Origin of the sequence: Halopelagius inordinatus (assembly GCF_900113245.1) — an archaeon.
GTDB lineage: Archaea > Halobacteriota > Halobacteria > Halobacteriales > Haloferacaceae > Halopelagius > Halopelagius inordinatus.
In genome coordinates this window covers 262870-280047 of sequence record NZ_FOOQ01000002.1, presented here as the reverse complement: position 1 = coordinate 280047, position 17178 = coordinate 262870, and the positions used below count along the sequence as shown (strand labels likewise).

Below are 17178 nucleotides of genomic sequence, written 5' to 3'. Positions count from 1 at the left end.
ACCGACCGGAGAAACGGGCCGTTATACCCCTCTCGTCTTGACATTCGTCCGGACGTTGGGCGCGGGCGTGTCCGGCCTCGGACGGTGCCGATATGTCTCCGGTCGCCCTGAGCCTTTTATCCGATGGCGGTCGAACCTCCGGTATGACGACCATCAAGGACAGCGTCCACGACCACATCGAAGTCGTGGGCGTCGCGGAGGACCTGTTGGACACCGAGGAGGTCCAGCGACTCCGCCACATCAGGCAGTTGGGGACGGTGCAGTTGGTGTACCCCTCCGCGAACCACACGCGCTTCGAGCACTCGTTGGGCGTCTACCACCTCGCCTCTCGCGCCCTCGACCACCTCGGCATCGACGGTATCAGAGGCGAACGAATCCGCGCGGCGGCCCTCCTTCACGACGTGGGACACGGCCCGTACAGTCACAACGTCGAGTCGGTCACGCACCGCCACACCGGCAAGTACCACGACGACGTCGAGGAACTCCTCGCCGCGGGCGAGGTGGGGGAGGTACTCCGCGCCAACGGCCTCGATCCCTCGCGCGTCGCGGAACTCGTCGCGGGCGGCGGGAAGTACGGCCAACTCGTCTCGGGCGAACTCGACGTCGACCGGATGGACTACCTCGTCCGCGACGCCCACCACACGGGCGTCCCGTACGGCACTATCGACCACGAACGACTGATTCGGGAACTCACCTTCGTCGACGACGAACTCGTCTTAGACGAGGGAAACGTCCAGACGGCGGAGAGCCTCTTGCTGGCGCGCGCCCTGATGAATCCGACCGTCTACCAACACCACGTCGCCCGCATCTCGAAGGCGATGCTGCGCCGCGCGGCGGAACGACTGCTCGACCAACCCGACCTGACGGCGGCGGAACTCCGGCGGATGGACGACACGGACCTCATCGCGTCGCTCCGCACGACGCCCGAGACGGAGGCGTTCGCCCGCAGACTCGACTGCCGCGACCTGTTCAAGCGCGCGGTGTGGGCCGAGATGGGGGACGTCCCGGACCACGTCGTGGACGCGGACCACGAGGAGGTAGACGAACTCGAACGCCGAATCGCGGACCGGGCGGGCGTCGAACGGGGGTCCGTCATCGTGGACGTTCCCGGCCGCCCGTCGATGACCGAGTCGACGACGCGGGTGATGGTGGGCGGGGAGATGCGACGCCTCGGCAAGCAGTCGCCTCTCGTCTCCGCGTTGCGGACCGCCCAACGACAGCAGTGGCGACTCGGCGTCTACGCCCCCGGCGAGGAGACGGACGCCGTCGGACGGGCGGCGGCGTCCGTGCTCGAACTCGACGCGGACGGCGCACTCGTCTCCGACGTTCGACACGGCGTCACCGCGACACTCGACGAGTTCTCGGAGTGACCGCGGCGAAACGAGACGACGACGGGCGGGACGGTTCGAGAGATTCAAGCCGCTTCCCGCGGGACACTCGGCCATGATAGTCGAGGGGACCGTTCTCCGCGGACGGGCGCTCGAACCGGTGGAGGGCCGCGTCGTCGTCGAAGACGGCCGAATAACCGCCGTCGAAGAGGCGGACGTCGACTCGGACGACATCGTCCTTCCCGCGTTCGTCAACGCGCACACGCACATCGGCGACTCGATAGCCAAGGAGGCCGGTGCGGGACTCTCCTTGGACGAACTGGTCGCGCCGCCGGACGGCCTGAAACACCGTCTCCTGCGAGAGGCGAGTCGCGAGGAGAAAATCGAGGCGATGCGCCGGTCGCTTCGGTTCATGGAGTCGTCGGGGACGGCGACGTGCGTCGAGTTCCGCGAGGGCGGCGTCGAGGGCGTCGAACTCATCCGCGAGGCGACGGCCGGACTCGACATCGACCCGGTCGTGTTGGGCCGCGAAACCGTCGACGCGATGCGGGACGCCGACGGGTTCGGCGCGTCGGGCGCGCGAGACGGCGACTTCGACCGGGCGCGGAACGCGACGCGCGAGGAGGGCAAACTGTTCGGCATCCACGCGGGGGAACGCGACTCACACGACATCGACCCCGCACTGGATTTGGCGCCGGACTTCCTCGTCCACGTGGTCCACCCGGAACCCGTCCACCTCGACCGCATCGAGGACGGCGGGGTGCCCGTCGTCGTCTGCCCGCGGTCGAACCTCGTCACCGGCGTGGGCGTCCCGCCGATGCGGGAGTTGGCGGACCGAACCACCGTCGCCCTCGGGACGGACAACGTCATGTTGAACTCGCCGTCGATGTTCCGCGAGATGGAGTTCGCCGCGAAACTCGGCGACGTGTCGGCGCGGGAAGTCCTGCAGATGGCGACGGTAAACGGCGCGGACGTCGCCGGACTCGACTACGGATGCGTCGAACCCGGCCGGGAGGCGAAACTCCTCGTGTTGGACGGCGACTCCGACAACCTCGCGGGGGCGCGGGACGTCGTCCGCGCCGTCGTCCGCCGTGCGGGCGTCGACGACGTGAAAGACGTGCTTCTGTAGTCGGTCGCGGGTACTTCGTTTCGAACCCGTCGGCACGAACAGTTAAGACCGTGACCGACCGAGTTTGGTACGAGTTAACAATGGTGATGTACGACCGGATACTCGTTCCGACGGACGGTTCGGAGGGGTCAGAACGGGTCGTCGAACACGCGGTTCGTCTCGCGGACGTTCACGGGGCGACCGTCCACGCGCTCTACGTCGTAAACAGCGGAAGTTTCGCCGGGCTTCCGATGGAGTCGTCGTGGGAGGGGTTAGACGAGATGCTCCGCGCCGACGCGGAGGAGGCAGTCGCGGAGGTGAGACGTATCGCCACCGACGCGGACATCCCCGCCGAGACGAAAATCATAGACGGCTCTCCGAGTCGCGAGATAGTCGAGTACGCCGAACGGGAGGGCTGTGACCTCGTCGTGATGGGGACGCACGGCCGCGGCGGACTCGACAGGCTACTGCTCGGAAGCGTCGCGGAGAAGGTCATCCGCGCCTCGAACGTCCCCGTCCTCACCGTCAGAGTCGGCGCGGACGTCGGCGACGGCGAGGAGACGGGGCGGGCGGCGAGTCGCGCGGAGGAGGAGGGCGTCGAGGGCGAACGCGAATCGGGGTCCGGCGTCGAAGCCGACTGACGGAGTCGAGAGCGACGTCGGGCCGCGCTACGTCGAGCGGAGATGCTCGCAGTCGCCCGCGTGGACGACCGTCTCGCCGTCGTCGGTCCGGACGACCAACGCGCCGGGGAACCGCACGTCTATCGCCTCACCCTCCACCGTTCCGCCGGGCGTCTCGACGCGCACTCGCCGTCCGAGCGTCGAACTGTACTCGCGCCACGCCGGGAGGACGGCCTCCGTGTCCTCGGAAAGCGCGTGAAACTCCTCGATCAGACGCTGGACGAACGCGCGCCGAGAGACGTCGCCGGCCTCCGCACGGATGCTCGTCGCGCCCGGCGGGAGGTCCGCGGCGTCGACGTTCGCGTTGACGCCGATGCCGACGACGACCCAGGAGACTCGGTCCGCCTCCCCCTCCATCTCGGTGAGGACCCCGGCGAGTTTCCGCCCGCCGCGACCCGCCGTTTCCCCCGCGTCCTCGTCGTCTACGTCTCCGACGAGCACGTCGTTCGGCCACTTGATGTGCGCGTCAACCCCCGCCTCGCGTGCCGCGCGCGTCGTCGCCACCGCCGCCGCCAGCGTGAACGCCGGGACGTGCGCGGGCGGTTGGTCCGGACGAACGAGGAGGCTCACCCAGACGCCGCCCGAAGGTGCGGTCCACTCGCGTTCGAGGCGGCCCCGGCCGCCGGTCTGTTCGTTCGCGACGACGGCGACGTTCGACGCGCCGGCGACGGCGAGTTCCCGCCCCCGGTCGTTGGTGCTTCCGAGCGAGTCGTGGTACTCCACCTCGAACGGCGCGTCGAGGCCGAACGCGACGGCCGACTCGCCGTACTCCGGGACGTCGGTCACGCGGTAGCCGTCGTCTCCGCTCTCGACGCCGAACCCGTCCTCGCGGAGTGATTCGACCTGTTTCCACACCGCCGCACGGGAGACGCCGAGTCGCTCCGCGAGTTCCGGCCCGGCGACCGGTCCGTCCGACAGCGCAGAGAGGAGAGCGCGTCGCGTGTCGTTCATACGAGGAGAGAGCCGGCGCGCCGAGATGAATCTCGGGGTTCCGAGCCGAGAGTTCCGCGCGCCGTCGCGGATTCGGACGCGACTCCGGCCCGACTGCCTCCGCTCTCGGTGGCGAGAGCCCCCTCCGAAGAGCTATCTGCCCGTCGGTCGTCTGCGGAGAGACGATGCCTTCGGAAAAAGAGAAGATGCTCGCGGGCGAGATGTACGACCCGACGGACGAGACGCTCGTGGCGGAACGGCGCGCGGCCCGCCGCCTGACCGAACGCTACAACGCGACGGGAATCGACGACGGGGCCGAACGCGAACGGATACTCAGAGACCTGTTCGGGGCGGTGGGCGAGAACCCCACCGTCGAACCGACGCTGAAGTGCGACTACGGCGACAATATCTCCGTCGGCGACGACTTCTACGCGAACTTCGACTGCGTCTTCCTCGACGTCTGTCCCGTCGAGTTCGGCGACGACTGCATGCTCGCGCCGGGCGTCCACGTCTACACCGCGACGCATCCGCTCGACGCCGAGGAACGAACCGCCGGGCGGGAGTACGGGAAACCGGTCACCGTCGGCGACAGAGTGTGGTTCGGCGGGCGGGCGGTGGTGAATCCGGGCGTGACCGTCGGCGACGACGCGGTGGTGGCCTCCGGTGCGGTGGTAACAGAAGACGTACCCGACAACGTCGTCGTGCGGGGCAACCCCGCGAAAGTGGTGAAAGAGTTAGACTGAGAGCGCGGTCGGAGCCCTATTCGAGGACGACGAGCGGGTCGCCCATATCGACGCTCTCGCCCTCCGAGACGAGAACCTGCGAGACGGTGCCGCCGCGTTCGGCCACGACGTCGTTTTCCATCTTCATCGCCTCCAACACGCAGACGACGTCGCCCGCGGCGACTTCGTCTCCGCTCTCGACGTCCACGGAGAGGATGGTCCCTTGCATCTCCGCGGTAATCTGCTCGCCGTCGCCCTCGATTTCGACTTCGCCGCCGTCGTCGCTCGTTGCCTCGTCGGGGCGCGAACGCGTGGCCGACCCGCCGTTTGCGGCACTCGGCGTCGGGATGGCCGGCGCGCCGCGTTCTTCGAGGCTCACCTCGAAGCGCTTGCCGTTGACCTCGACGGTGAACTCGCGTTCGGTCACCTCTTCGTCGTCTTCGCCGTCGCTTCGCTCTTCGGGACCCCACTTCTCGACGGCTTGGGCGATTCGTTCTCTGTCTAACTCCTCGTCGAGATACTTCGTCGTGTGTTCGCCCGCGAGGAACGCCTCGTCCGTGAGCATGAGGCGGTGGAACGGGACGATGGTCTCGATGCCCTCGATGTCGTACTCCGAGAGGGCGCGTTCGGACCGGGCGAGACACTCCTCGCGGTCCGAGGCGGTGACGATGAGTTTCGCTATCATCGAGTCGTAATCCGTCACGAGTTCGTCGTCCTGCCGGAGAGCGTCGTCGACGCGGACGCCGATGCCGCCCGGCGGGTCGTACGTTTCGAGCGAACCGCCCGTCACGGGCGCGAACTCCTCGTCCGCCTTCTCGGCGTTGATGCGGAACTCGATGGAGTGGCCCTCTATCTCCACGTCGTCCTGTTCGAAGTCGAGTTCCTCGCCCGCGGCGACGCGCAGTTGCCACTTCACCACGTCGAGACCCGTCACCTGTTCGGTGACCGTGTGTTCGACCTGAATTCTGGTGTTCACCTCCATGAAGTAGAACTCCCCGTCTTCGACGAGGAACTCCACCGTCCCGGCGTTGTAGTATTTCGCCTCGCGGACGCCGCGGCGCGCCGCCTCGCCGATGCGTTCGCGCAGGTCGTCGTCGAGTGCGGGCGACGGTGCCTCCTCTATGACCTTCTGGTGGCGGCGCTGAAGCGAACAGTCGCGTTCGCCGAGGTGGCGGACGTTGCCGTGTTCGTCCGCGAGAATCTGCACCTCGACGTGTCGCGGCGATTCGAGGTACTTCTCGACGTAGACGGAGGCGTTGTCGAAGTACGCCTCACCCTCGCGTTTTGCGGTCTCTAACTGCTCTTCGGCCTCTTCCTCGTTTCGGACGACCTTCAGACCGCGGCCGCCGCCGCCGCCCTCCGCCTTGATGGCGACGGGGTAACCGAACTCCTCGGCCACGTCCTTGACCTCTTCGACGGACGCTACCGGTTCGGTCGTTCCCGGGACGACTGGCACGTCGGCCTCCTGCATCAGGGCGCGCGCCTTCGTCTTCTCGCCGAGGCGTTCCATCGCGTCGGCGGAGGGACCGATCCACTTGATGTCCGTCTGTTCGACTTCGCGGGCGAACTCGGCGTTCTCGGCGAGGAAGCCGTACCCCGGGTGGATGGCGTCCGCACCGGCCTTCCGCGCCGCGTCGATGACCGCCTCGTGGTCGAGGTAGGAGTCCGCGGCACGTGCGGGGCCGACGTTGTAGGCCTCGTCGGCGTACCGGACGTGTCCGCCGTGTTTGTCGGCGTCGCTGTAGACGGCGACGGTGCGGACGCCCAACTCCTCGCAGGCCCGCATCACGCGGACGGCTATCTCTCCTCGGTTGGCAACGAGAACCTTACTGAACATTTACGCACGTATTCAGGAACGCGTCACCTCATTCTATCGGTTCCGCACGGAGCGGTGTTCGACGCCCGTCGAAACGACGACCGCCCGCGTCTGGACGAACGTCCTACTTCGGGCGCGTCGCCGGGACCGTTCTGAACGTTCGTGAAATACGGCTCGAATCCAAACGGCCTTATGGCCGTGGTACGGAACCTCACGCCAATGGCAGTACGAGTCGGAATCCTCGGCGCAACCGGAGCGGTCGGGCAGCGATTCATTCAACTACTGGAGAACCACCCGACGTTCGAACTCGCGGCGCTGACCGCGAGCGAAGCGAGTGCGGGCAAGACGTACGGGGAGGCGGCCAAGTGGCGCGTCAACGCGCCGATTCCGGAGGACGTCGCGGAGATGACCGTCACGGAGACGGCACCCGAGGCGGTGCCGGACGACGTGGACCTCCTCTTTTCGTCGCTCCCGTCCGGCGTCGCCGCGGACGTCGAACCCGGATTCCTCCACGAGGGGTACGTCGTCTCCTCGAACTCCTCGAACGACCGGATGGCCCCGGACGTTCCCCTCACCATCCCCGAGGTGAACCCGGGCCACCTCGAACTCATCGAGGTGCAACGGGACGAACGCGGATGGGACGGCGCACTCGTGAAGAACCCGAACTGTTCGACCATCACGATGGTTCCGACGCTGGCCGCCCTCGACCGGTTCGGACTGGAGAACGTCCACGTCTCGACGCTACAGGCCGTCTCCGGTGCGGGCTACTCGGGCGTCACGTCGATGGAGATTATCGACAACGCCGTCCCCCACATCGGCGGCGAGGAGAGCAAGATGGAGACGGAGTCGCGGAAACTGCTCGGCGACTTCGACGGCGCGGAACTGAGCCTCCACGAGATGGACGTCGCCGCCTCCTGTAACCGCATCCCGACGCTCGACGGCCACTTAGAGAACGTCTTCGCCGAGACGGCGGAGGACGTCTCGCCCGAAGACGCCGCGGAAGCGATGCGCGACTACCCGAACGTGGACCTGCACAGTTCGCCCGAGCAACTCATCCACGTCTTCGAGGACCCGAGTCGGCCGCAACCCCGCCTGGACCGCGAACGAGGGAACGGGATGCAGATTTCGGCGGGCGGAATTCAGGAGACCGCAGGCGGTCTGAAGTACAACTGCCTCGCTCACAACACGATTCGCGGCGCGGCGGGCGCGTCGCTTCTCAACGGCGAACTCCTCGTCGAAGAGGGCTACATCTAACGACCGCGGGTCTCTCGGCGGACTCTCTTTCGCTCTCGGGCGAGGCACGGTGCGACCGGTGACGCCGCCGTTCGAAGAAACTAAGTTACAATCGGAATACAGATCAATCGGTTGTCACCATGGAGTTAGACGAGTTCACGCGAGCGAACGCTCCGGTCGACGGCGACGCCGGATTTCGGACGCAGAACAAGCGACTGTTGGACGTACCGGTCGACGGCACGGTGTTCATCAAAGCCGGGTCGATGGTCGGATACACCGGCGACGTGACGTTCACCGGGAAGTCGTCGGCCGAGGGCGGACTCACCGGGTTCGTCAAGGACGCGGTGACGAACGAGGGGACGCCGATCATGGAGGCGGAGGGAAGCGGCCGCGTCTACGTCGCCGACCGGGGCAAGACGGTCCAGATACTCGACCTCGGCGAGTCGGAGTCCATCTCGGTCAACGGAAACGACGTCCTCGCGTTCGAGTCGGCCGTCGACTACGAAATCGACACCGTCGGAAGCGTCTCGGAGGCCGTCTCCGGCGGCCTGACGAACGTCTACCTCGACGGCCCCGGGACGGTCGCCGTCTCGACGCACGGGGACCCGCTCGTCCTGACGCCGCCCGTTGTCACCGACCCGGACGCCACCGTCGCGTGGAGCACCGACCTCTCGCCGTCTCTCGGGACGAACAAGACGTTCGAAATCGGCCAGACCTCCGGGGAGACCATCCAGATGGAGTTCGAAGGGCCCGAGGGGTTCGTCGTCGTCCAACCGTACGAGGAGTAACAGCGAGAACCGAGCGTCGGACGGCCGCGGGTCGCACGCCATGTCGCCGCGGGGTTGTGTTACGTTCCGGGTTAAGATGCGATTTGATACGCCTTCGGCGCCTCCTCTCGGTTGCGAGAAACTTTGCACTGTGCGTCTCCCCCGCGAACGGGGTATCGACGGCGGAGTAGTCGTGTAACGGTCACGGGCGCATCACAGAATCCGCACTCGCCAGACCTACCATGACCACCGCCTCCCGACAGACCCGCGACGACCCGGTCGACGTCCTCCTCGTCGAAGACAACCCCGGCGACGTTCGCCTCGTGCGGGAGGCGCTGAAAGCGGCGAAGAGTCGAGCGAGACTGCGTTCCGTCACGGACGGAGACGAGGCTATCGACCGCTTGAGAGAACAGGCCGCAGACGACCCCGCCTCGCTTCCGGATATCGCCCTCCTGGATCTGAAACTTCCCGGAACAGACGGCTGTGCGGTCCTCGAAGCGATACGCGACGACCCGGAACTCCGAGCGCTCCCGGTGATCGTACTCACGGGGTCCGAGGGGCGAGAGGATATCGAACGCTGCTACGACGCCCACGTCAACGCGTATCTGCGGAAACCGACGGACACAGAGGAGTTCACGTCGGTCGTGAAAGCGGTCGAACGGTTCTGGTTCGAGCAGGCGCGGCTTCCGTCCCTCGCGTAGCGCGGCTATAGCACCTGATTCTCCAACCCTTCGAACGCACCAGTCTCGTCGACGCGTTCGAGGTTCCGAGCGACGATGCCGGAGAGACGCTCCCAGTACTTCGGCGTGTGACCGGCGTTGTGGGGGGTGATGAGAACGTTGTCGAACGTCCACAGTTCGTGGTCCTCGGGGAGAGGTTCGGGGTCCGTCACGTCGAGGGCCGCACCCCGGATGGCGTTCGACCGAAGGGCGTCCACGAGGGCGTCCGTCTCCACTATCGGTCCGCGGCCGACGTTGACGAGGACGGCGTCCGGCGGCATCGACCGGAACGCGTTCGCATCGACGAGGCCGCGCGTCGTCTCCGTCAGAGGGCAGGCGACGACGACGTACTCGGACCGCGCGAGGGCGTCGTGAAACCCCCGTTCGTCTTCGAGTCCGACCACCTCGTCGGTCGGTCCGCCCTTCTCGGGGGAGTACCGGACGCCGACGGTTTCGACGCCGAAGGAGTCGAGTCGGTCCACGGTGGCCTCGCCGAGTGCGCCCAGACCCACGACGGTGACCGTCGACCCCTGCAGTTCGCGCGTCTGGTAGGACTGCCACTGCCGGTCCCGTTTTTGCTCCCACGCGACGTGGAACCGGCGGGTGAAAGAGAGGATGGAGCCGACCACCTGCTCTGCGATGTTGGGTCCGTGGACGCCGGAGGCGTTCGTGACGGCGACGCCGTGATCTTCGAGAGCGTCCATCGGGAGGTGCCCCGTCCCGGCGTAGACGCACGCGAACAGACGCAGGTTCTCGGCCTCCGCGAGGATATCCTCCTCGACGGTGAGTCCCGTCGCCACCGACGCTTCTCTGAGGAGTTCGCGTTCCTCGGCGGGGGTGCGCGCGAGGACGACGTCTCTGTCGGGAAGTCGCGCGCGGAGTTCCTCTGCGTACCCCTCGGCGGACAGTCCGTGAATCTTCTGCCGTAAGACGACGATGTCGGCGTCGGTCATCGAGTACCAACGTCTCGGGAAGGTGGTAAATGTTCACCCGTTCGGACGTCCGCGCTCTCTTCGGGCGCGAGGCCGGCCCTCCCCCGTCCGCCGTCTTCGTTCTCTCTCGTTCGAATGAATTATTACCGAACAGACTACCGAAGACGTGAACGATGTCGCCGACTCTGTCGCTGGCGGCGGTGTACGCCTCTGCGCTCTTGGTCTCCGCCGGGTTGGCGTTCGGCGTCGGCGTCTGGGCACACCGGTACGCGACTGCGTCCGACGCGGCCCTCTTTACGGGTCTGATGCTGGTCGATACGCTGTGGGGAGTCTCGTCGTTTCTCGAAGTCGTCTGGTCCGACCCGACGCTCGTGGCCGTCGCCGCCACCGCCCGGACCGTCCTCTCTCTGTCCTCCGTCGTCGTCTGGTTCTACTTCGCGTCGACGTACGCCGGGCGCGAGGTGACGTTGCGGTCGCCGGACATGCTCGCCATGACCGTCGGCTACGTCGTCCTCACCGCGTTGACGGTGACGATGCCGTTCCACGATCTGTTGGGGTCGGTGACCGTCGTCACCGACGCGCCGTTCGTCCACGCGTCCAGCGAGACAACGCCGGTGGGTCTGCTCGGATTCGTCTACGCGGCGGTCGGTATCTGGGCCGGAGTCGTCCGCCTCGCGTCGCTCTTTCTCCGGTCACGACACCGCCCTTCGACCGCCGTGTTCGCCCTCACGGTTTCGGGAATCGGCTCTGCGGCCCCGGCGGTCGTCGCGGGTGCCGGGTTCGCCCCCGTTCCGACGTTCGACCACACGGCTCTCGGCATCGGGTTTTTCGCCGTCGGGTCGGCGACGGCGGTGTTCAAAAGCGGTCTGCTCACCATCGAACCGGTGGCGCGGGACGTGCTGTTCGAGGAGTTCACGGACCCCGTGGTGGTCCTCGACGGCGAGGGGCGAGTCGCCGACTACAACGCCGCCGCAGAGACCTTGTGCCGGGGGTCGGGAGGCGAACTAGCCGTCGGAGAGCCGTACCGAACCGCCTGTCCGGAACTCGCGTCCGTCGTCTCGCCCGGCCGACGCCCCGACGCGCGGGGCGGTGACACGCGAACCGAGGAGGTCACGATTACCCGGGACGACGAGAGGATTCACTACTCGGTGCGCGTCTCTCCGCTATCCGCGGACGCGACGCTCGGACACGCGCTCGTCTTCCGCGACGTGACCGACCTCGCGACGTACCGCCGGGAACTCGAACGACAGAACGAGCAACTCGACCAGTTCGCCCGGACGGTGACGCACGACCTTCGGAACCCGCTGAACGTCGCGCAGGGCTACCTCGAACTCGTGAGCGCGGACGTCGAGGCGGCGGCCGACGGCGACCTGACCGACGCCGAGTCGGCCGCACTCCGCGACGCGTTCGAGACGGTGACGCGGACGCACGAGCGAATGCGCGAGATAGTCGAGGACATCCAAACGCTGGCGAGGAAAGGGAAATCCGTCGAAGAGACCGAACGTCTGTCGTTCGGTGCCGTCGCCCGAGAGGCGTGGCAGACGGTGGAGACGGGGGACGCGACACTGCTCGTCGCGGGCGACGGCGAACTGGTCGCAGACCGCTCTCGCCTCGTCAGCGTGTTCGAGAACCTCTTTTCGAACAGCATCCACCACGCCGGTCGGGACGTGACCATCGAAGTCGAACTGACCGGCGGCGGGTTCGTCGTCCGCGACGACGGCCCCGGTATCGACGCCGACGAACGGGCGCGGGTGTTCGAGTACGGCTACACCACCTCGCGACGGGGGAACGGACTCGGCCTCGCTATCGTCCGGACGATGGCCGAGTCCCACGGGTGGACCGTCTCGATACCCGGCGGTGGTCCCGGCGCGACGTTCGCCTTCGACGGCGTCCTCACGAACCGAAACGCCGAGTCGACCGGAGCCGTCCCGACCGAATCCGCGAGAGACGGCGACGACGACTGACGCCGATTCGACGGCGGCGGACGGGTCGAACCCGTCGGTGCGCGTGTCGGTTCAGGGGGTTTATTACCGCCGCAAGGTTCGATACGGGGTATGGAGCGATTCGACGTAGCCATCGTCGGCGGTGGGCCCGCGGGGTCGTCCGCCGCACACGCCGCGGCGTCGCGGGGCGCGTCGGCGGTGGTGCTGGAGAAGGGAGTCCCCCGGGCAGACCGGCCCGACCGACTCGGCTCTGACTCGACGGACGCGGCGGGCATCCTCGACTACTGGGTGGACATCATGGGCATCCACCCCGACGAGATGCCCGACGACGTCGTCCTCAGCCACCTCGACCGCGCGGAGTTCGTCGGTCCGAGCGAGTCTCTCGTCCTCCGGAAGACGGGCATCGAGTCGTCGTACGACGAGTTCGGCTACTGTTTCCACCGCGCGAAGTTCGACGACTGGATGCGCGACAGGGCCGAGGAGGCGGGCGCGTCATACCGCGTGAAAGCGTCCGTCCGCGACGTTGAGACGGACGCGGAAGCGGGGGGCGACGGCCCGCGCCACGTCGTCCGCCTCGCCAACGGCGAAGACGTCGCCGCCGACTTCGTCGTCCTCGCCGATGGCCCCCAGCGGACGGTGACGAACAAGGTCTTAGACCGGTTCGTCTCGTTCGACATCACGGACCAACTGTCGACGACGACGGTCAACCACATCGCCTACCAAGAGCACAGACGCCTCCCCGAGGAGGTGTACGACGAGGTGTCGGGCGCCATCAAGTTCTGGTGGGGGTACATGCCGGGCCACACCGCCTACCCGTGGATATTCCCGAACGACGGCACCGTCGCCCGAATCGGCCTGACGATGCCCATCGGGTTGGACATAGACGAGGTGACAGACCGAGAGAAGTACGCGCTCCTCCGCGAGGACGACGAGCGAATCCCGCAGGGCAAAGAGTACGTCCGCCGCCTCCTCGAACAGGAGTACGGCGACGAGTACGATATCGAGGAGGACTTTCCCCTCGTCGAGGACCGCGGGAAGACGAAGGGGACGGAGACGTACGCCATCTCCTCGACGCGACCCATCGACTCGCCGACGAGAGCCGGAATCGCCGTCGTCGGCGGCGCGATGGGCGCCACCTCCGCGTTCCACGAGGGCGGCGACCACGTCGCCGTCCGAACCGGTGCCATCGCGGGGGAACTCGCCGCGGAGGGTGACCTGACGCCGTACAACGCTCGATGGAAGGAGGCCATCGGCGAGGAAGTCCACCGGAACGTCGCCTTCGCGGACATCGTCCGCGACTACGGTCCCGACGACTGGGACTGGGCGTTCTCGACGGCGCGGAAACTGCAGGTCGATTCGGGGCCGGAACTGTTCAAAACCTCGAAAATCGGGGCCGGACTCAACGCCGCCCGCCTCGTCACCGCGTACAAGAAGGCGAAGTTCAAGTACCGAAAGGGAAAGTACGTCCAACTGAACGAGTCCGAGTACACGGTCTGAATCGCCGTGTGCGGCCGTCCAGTCGGAATGCTCTTTGGGTTCGCCCCGCTACCGTCTCGTGCGCACCTTAGTCCCCGCTCCGAGTAGTCCCAGTACGGGAGCGATGAGGAGACGGAGAACCCGGGTGTGCGACATTTCGGTCGCGTCTGCACCCACATCCGCATCCGACCGCACACGCGGCCGAGTGCGGGAAGGCGTGCAGACGCGACCGAACGGAGTCGCGTAAAGCGACGACTCCGCCGACGGCGGCAGTCGTCGGCGGAGTGGACCGTCCGCGCCCGAAAGACGGACCGCCTGACACGAGGGTTTCCCGGCTGACGCGGCGCGCCGCCTCGGGATGATGCCGGCCGTTAGTGTCTCGGGCGACATTTCGACTGTACTACCAGAGAGCTCCACGACCGGTCCGGACGACTCCCGTCTGGGTGGCCGAGAGCGCTACTTCGCGTCCGCCGCAAGAGAAGAACTGACCGAACGCGAGCCTCTCGTGTCGGTCTCTCGGCGGCGGTTCGCTCTCCGCCGCCGAAAGGGAAACCCGCCTACAAGATTCCTGTATTCTGGTAATCATAACGGTTCCTAATACGGTGCGCGTCGAACTCATTTGCGAGGGACCACCAATGCCAATCGAAGACCTCGCCCGAAGCGACGTTGTGACCGGCGACTCGGACACGCCGGTGACCGACCTCGCGGCGACCATGGACGAAGAGAACGTGGGGAGTATCGTGATCACGGACGGAGAGACGCCGGTCGGTATCGTCACGGACCGCGACCTGGCGGTTCGCGTGCTCGGCGAAGAGCGCTCCCCGAGCGAACAGACCGCCGAAGACGTGATGACCGCCGACCTCTGTACGGCCGAGAGTGACACCGGGTTCTACGAGGCCACCGACTTGATGGCCGAACACGGAATCCGACGGCTACCCATCTGCGAGGGCGAGTCCCTCGTGGGCATCATCACGGGAGACGATCTGAACGAACTGCTCGCCGACGAACACCAGCAGTTCGCAGACGTGATTCGCGCCCAGCGACCCGAATACTGACTGACGCGGGTCGCCACCGAGCGACGACGGTTCACGTTCGACGGCGACGGGTCCGTTCGATCCCGTCTCTCGGGAGTCGTCGAGCACCGGCGACGACCGCGAGTGGCCGCCGCACCGACGCGGGCGACGCTACCCTACGAGAAGCGGCGAGTCGCCATCCCAACTGGACGCTCCAGATACGACCCCGCTCCACGACGGCGGCAGAGCGTACGCCGAGCAACTCGTCCGCGACGGCGTGTCCACCCGCTACGAGAACTACGACGACGTGGGTCACGGCTTCCTGACGTTCCGAACGGTCGACCGCGCCCGCGTCGCTATCGCGGACGCACTCCACGGAGACCGACGCCCCGAGAACTGTGGTGTGGGGGACTCAGTCGGCCGCCTGACCGCCGTCGATGGGGACCGTATGCCCGGTGATGTACGACGCGTCGGACGAGCAGAGAAACGCCACCGCGCCGGCCATCTCCTCGGGTTCGGCGATGCGGTCCATCGGCACGTCCCGCATCGCGGACGTATCGAAGTCGGCTCGGAGCGTCCGAATCGCCGTCCGCAGGAGTTTGATGGCCGTCCCGACACGCTCCCGTAGAGACGTCGGAGACGACCCGCTGGCGCCGCCCAGCAAGCCCGACTGGATGTTCGTCTTCGTCGGTCCGGGCGCGATCGCGTTGACCCGGACGCCGCGAGTGGCGTATTCGAGTGCGACCGTCTTGGTGAGGCCGACGACGCCGTGTTTGCTGGCCGAATAGCTCGCGAGGCCGCCCATCCCCACCAAGCCAGCCTCGGACGCGGTGTTGACGATAGCGCCGTGTCCCTGTTCGACCATGACGGGGAGTTCAGCCTTCAGACACGCCCAGATACCCTTCAGGTTGATATCGATCAGTCTGTCCCACCGCTCCTCTTCGAGTTCGGTCACCTCCACGAAATCGGTGAGGATTCCCGCGTTGTTGTGCGCGAAATCCAGACTTCCGTACGTCTCAACCGCGATATCGACCATCCGCTCGACGGACGCGAGGTCGGAGACGTCCACCTCGACGAAGCGGGCGTTTCCGCCCGCGTCCTCGATGAGCCCGACCGTTTCGCGGCCGGTCTCTTCGATGACGTCGGCGACGACGACGTCGGCGCCCTCTTCGGCGAAGCGACGCGCGGACGCGCGTCCGATTCCCGACCCCGCACCCGTCACGAGCGCCGTCTTCCCGGATAACCCTCTCATAGTTGACTCACTGGGTTACAGATTCGTCGGCCCGACGTATCCCTTTGGGAAGCGGGCTTTCCGGTCGAAACGGTGAGTCTCCGAGGAAGCGACCGGACCGACCGGCCGGGTCCGGCCGTCGTTCTCCGCGTCGGCTACGTCCGTCTACAGTCCCGCGACGTCTTCGATGGCGTCGGTCAGCGCCTGTATCGACTCGACGTCGTGTTCGCCCATGTGGCCGATGCGGAACGTCTCTTCGCCGAGCGCCGAGCCGTACCCGTTCGAGAACACCATGTCGTACTCCTCGGAGACGGTGTCTATCGTCTCCGCGACGTCGATTCCCTGCGTGTTCTCAATGCAACTCACGGTCTGAGACTCGTAGCCCGCTTCGGGGAACATATCGAAGTGGTCGCGGGCCCACTCGCGGGTGTACTCGGCCATCTCCCGGTGGCGTTCGTCGCGCCTCGCGTGGCCTTCGTCGAGCATGTGCTTCATCTGTTCGCGGTAGGCCAGCATGACGGGAATCGCCGGGGTGGAGTGCGTCTGACCCTTCCGGTCGTAGTAGTCGAGCGCTCGCTGGAACCCGCCGTACCACGACGCGGAGTCTTTCTCCACTTCGCGTTCGTAGGCGTCCTCGCTGACGATGCAGACGGCGAGGCCGGGCGGCATCGCGAACGCCTTCTGCGTCGAGGCGAAGATGACGTCGATTTCGTGTTCGTCGATGTCGACGTAGTCGCCGCCCAGAGACGACACCGCGTCGACGACGAAGTACGTGTCCGGGTACTCCGCGACGACGTCGCCCACCTCCTCGATGGGGTTGCGGACGCCCGTCGAGGACTCGTTCATCACGCAGGCGACGACGTCGTACTCGTTTTCGCTCTCCTCTATCGCCGCGCGGACGTCCTCGGGTTTGACCGCTTGCCCCCACTCGTACTCCAGTCTATCGACGTTCTTGCCCAGTCGCTCGGCCACGTTGGCGTGGCGTTCGCTGAAACTCCCGCAGGTCGGCACTAAGATGTTCTCGTCGACGAGGTTGAGCGTCGACGCCTCCCAAAACTCCGTGCCCGACGCCGTGAGGATTATCGCGTCGTTGTCGGTTCCGAGGAACTCCCTCGTGTCCTCGACGATGGTCGTGTACAGGTCCGTCATGCGGTCCATGCGGTGACCGAACATCGGTTCGCACATCGCCTCCACGACGTCCTCTCGCACCTCCGTCGGACCCGGGATGTACAGCGTCTTGTCCGGATAGTCGTCTCTGTATTCGCGTTTCTCGGTCACGT

The 17178-nt window shown here is 66.6% G+C and carries 15 protein-coding genes; 10 read left to right on the top strand and 5 right to left on the bottom strand.

Annotation, left to right across the window (positions count from 1 at the left end; genetic code table 11):
- Positions 1 to 143: 143 nt before the first annotated feature.
- The 3 genes from BM167_RS09130 (at position 144) to BM167_RS09120 (ending at position 3077) form a co-directional block, all read left to right on the top strand.
- Positions 144 to 1370, top strand: a complete 1227-nt coding sequence (locus BM167_RS09130) for an HD domain-containing protein (protein ID WP_092891717.1) — start codon at positions 144 to 146, stop codon at positions 1368 to 1370.
- Positions 1371 to 1443: 73 nt separating this feature from the next.
- Positions 1444 to 2457 (top strand): amidohydrolase family protein, encoded by a 1014-nt coding sequence (locus BM167_RS09125; RefSeq protein WP_092891715.1) that lies wholly within the window; start codon positions 1444 to 1446, stop codon positions 2455 to 2457.
- Positions 2458 to 2537: 80 nt separating this feature from the next.
- Positions 2538 to 3077: a universal stress protein gene (locus tag BM167_RS09120; protein ID WP_092891713.1), complete on the top strand. Its 540-nt coding sequence runs from the start codon at positions 2538 to 2540 to the stop codon at positions 3075 to 3077.
- Positions 3078 to 3104: 27 nt separating this feature from the next.
- On the opposite strand, the gene BM167_RS09115 is transcribed toward BM167_RS09120, so the two are convergent.
- Positions 3105 to 4067 carry a biotin--[acetyl-CoA-carboxylase] ligase gene (locus tag BM167_RS09115; protein WP_092891711.1) on the bottom strand — a complete coding sequence of 321 codons (963 nt, stop codon included), beginning with the start codon at positions 4065 to 4067 and terminating at the stop codon, positions 3105 to 3107.
- 164 nt (positions 4068 to 4231) lie between these two features.
- Here BM167_RS09115 and BM167_RS09110 point away from each other — a divergent pair, with 164 nt between their 5' ends.
- On the top strand, positions 4232 to 4789 hold the full coding sequence (locus BM167_RS09110; protein ID WP_092891709.1) for a maltose acetyltransferase domain-containing protein: 558 nt from the start codon (positions 4232 to 4234) through the stop codon (positions 4787 to 4789).
- 16 nt (positions 4790 to 4805) lie between these two features.
- On the opposite strand, the gene pccA is transcribed toward BM167_RS09110, so the two are convergent.
- On the bottom strand, positions 4806 to 6605 hold the full coding sequence (gene pccA, locus BM167_RS09105) for a propionyl-CoA carboxylase biotin carboxylase/biotin-carboxyl carrier subunit (protein WP_092891707.1): 1800 nt from the start codon (positions 6603 to 6605) through the stop codon (positions 4806 to 4808).
- A gap of 198 nt (positions 6606 to 6803) precedes the next feature.
- Between pccA and asd the strand changes: the two genes are divergently transcribed.
- From asd to BM167_RS09090, 3 genes are all read left to right on the top strand, one after another.
- Complete coding sequence (gene asd, locus BM167_RS09100; protein WP_092891705.1) at positions 6804 to 7838, top strand: aspartate-semialdehyde dehydrogenase; 1035 nt, start codon at positions 6804 to 6806, stop codon at positions 7836 to 7838.
- A 119-nt stretch (positions 7839 to 7957) separates the two neighbouring features.
- Complete coding sequence (locus tag BM167_RS09095) at positions 7958 to 8605, top strand: AIM24 family protein (protein ID WP_092891703.1); 648 nt, start codon at positions 7958 to 7960, stop codon at positions 8603 to 8605.
- A 221-nt stretch (positions 8606 to 8826) separates the two neighbouring features.
- Positions 8827 to 9285, top strand: a complete 459-nt coding sequence (locus BM167_RS09090; RefSeq protein ID WP_092891701.1) for a response regulator — start codon at positions 8827 to 8829, stop codon at positions 9283 to 9285.
- 5 nt (positions 9286 to 9290) lie between these two features.
- On the opposite strand, the gene BM167_RS09085 is transcribed toward BM167_RS09090, so the two are convergent.
- Positions 9291 to 10256: a D-2-hydroxyacid dehydrogenase gene (locus tag BM167_RS09085; protein WP_092891699.1), complete on the bottom strand. Its 966-nt coding sequence runs from the start codon at positions 10254 to 10256 to the stop codon at positions 9291 to 9293.
- 152 nt (positions 10257 to 10408) lie between these two features.
- Here BM167_RS09085 and BM167_RS09080 point away from each other — a divergent pair, with 152 nt between their 5' ends.
- The 3 genes from BM167_RS09080 to BM167_RS09070 all read left to right on the top strand — a co-directional run bounded on the left by BM167_RS09080 (position 10409) and on the right by BM167_RS09070 (position 14709).
- Entirely contained in the window at positions 10409 to 12199 is a 1791-nt protein-coding gene (locus tag BM167_RS09080) for an ATP-binding protein (protein ID WP_092891697.1), read from the top strand.
- Positions 12200 to 12289: 90 nt separating this feature from the next.
- The gene (locus BM167_RS09075) at positions 12290 to 13675 is read left to right on the top strand and encodes an NAD(P)/FAD-dependent oxidoreductase (RefSeq protein ID WP_092891695.1); all 1386 of its coding nucleotides are present in this window, start codon (positions 12290 to 12292) and stop codon (positions 13673 to 13675) included.
- A 614-nt stretch (positions 13676 to 14289) separates the two neighbouring features.
- Positions 14290 to 14709: a CBS domain-containing protein gene (locus tag BM167_RS09070; RefSeq protein WP_092891693.1), complete on the top strand. Its 420-nt coding sequence runs from the start codon at positions 14290 to 14292 to the stop codon at positions 14707 to 14709.
- 370 nt (positions 14710 to 15079) lie between these two features.
- On the opposite strand, the gene BM167_RS09065 is transcribed toward BM167_RS09070, so the two are convergent.
- Positions 15080 to 15919 carry an SDR family NAD(P)-dependent oxidoreductase gene (locus tag BM167_RS09065; RefSeq protein WP_092891691.1) on the bottom strand — a complete coding sequence of 280 codons (840 nt, stop codon included), beginning with the start codon at positions 15917 to 15919 and terminating at the stop codon, positions 15080 to 15082.
- 144 nt (positions 15920 to 16063) lie between these two features.
- The gene (locus BM167_RS09060; protein WP_092893039.1) at positions 16064 to 17176 is read right to left on the bottom strand and encodes a pyridoxal-phosphate-dependent aminotransferase family protein; all 1113 of its coding nucleotides are present in this window, start codon (positions 17174 to 17176) and stop codon (positions 16064 to 16066) included.
- Between the last annotated feature and the right edge of the window lie 2 nt (positions 17177 to 17178).

Bases quoted from the DNA above. Each gene is read 5' to 3' on its own strand.
- BM167_RS09095 (WP_092891703.1), top strand. From the start codon at position 7,958: ATGGAGTTAGACGAGTTCACGCGAGCGAACGCTCCGGTCGACGGCGAC.
- BM167_RS09110 (WP_092891709.1), top strand. From the start codon at position 4,232: ATGCCTTCGGAAAAAGAGAAGATGCTCGCGGGCGAGATGTACGACCCG.
- BM167_RS09065 (WP_092891691.1), bottom strand. From the start codon at position 15,919: ATGAGAGGGTTATCCGGGAAGACGGCGCTCGTGACGGGTGCGGGGTCG.
- BM167_RS09070 (WP_092891693.1), top strand. From the start codon at position 14,290: ATGCCAATCGAAGACCTCGCCCGAAGCGACGTTGTGACCGGCGACTCG.
- BM167_RS09125 (WP_092891715.1), top strand. From the start codon at position 1,444: ATGATAGTCGAGGGGACCGTTCTCCGCGGACGGGCGCTCGAACCGGTG.
- BM167_RS09080 (WP_092891697.1), top strand. From the start codon at position 10,409: ATGTCGCCGACTCTGTCGCTGGCGGCGGTGTACGCCTCTGCGCTCTTG.
- BM167_RS09120 (WP_092891713.1), top strand. From the start codon at position 2,538: ATGGTGATGTACGACCGGATACTCGTTCCGACGGACGGTTCGGAGGGG.
- BM167_RS09130 (WP_092891717.1), top strand. From the start codon at position 144: ATGACGACCATCAAGGACAGCGTCCACGACCACATCGAAGTCGTGGGC.
- BM167_RS09075 (WP_092891695.1), top strand. From the start codon at position 12,290: ATGGAGCGATTCGACGTAGCCATCGTCGGCGGTGGGCCCGCGGGGTCG.
- pccA (WP_092891707.1), bottom strand. From the start codon at position 6,605: ATGTTCAGTAAGGTTCTCGTTGCCAACCGAGGAGAGATAGCCGTCCGC.
- BM167_RS09090 (WP_092891701.1), top strand. From the start codon at position 8,827: ATGACCACCGCCTCCCGACAGACCCGCGACGACCCGGTCGACGTCCTC.
- asd (WP_092891705.1), top strand. From the start codon at position 6,804: ATGGCAGTACGAGTCGGAATCCTCGGCGCAACCGGAGCGGTCGGGCAG.
- BM167_RS09085 (WP_092891699.1), bottom strand. From the start codon at position 10,256: ATGACCGACGCCGACATCGTCGTCTTACGGCAGAAGATTCACGGACTG.
- BM167_RS09115 (WP_092891711.1), bottom strand. From the start codon at position 4,067: ATGAACGACACGCGACGCGCTCTCCTCTCTGCGCTGTCGGACGGACCG.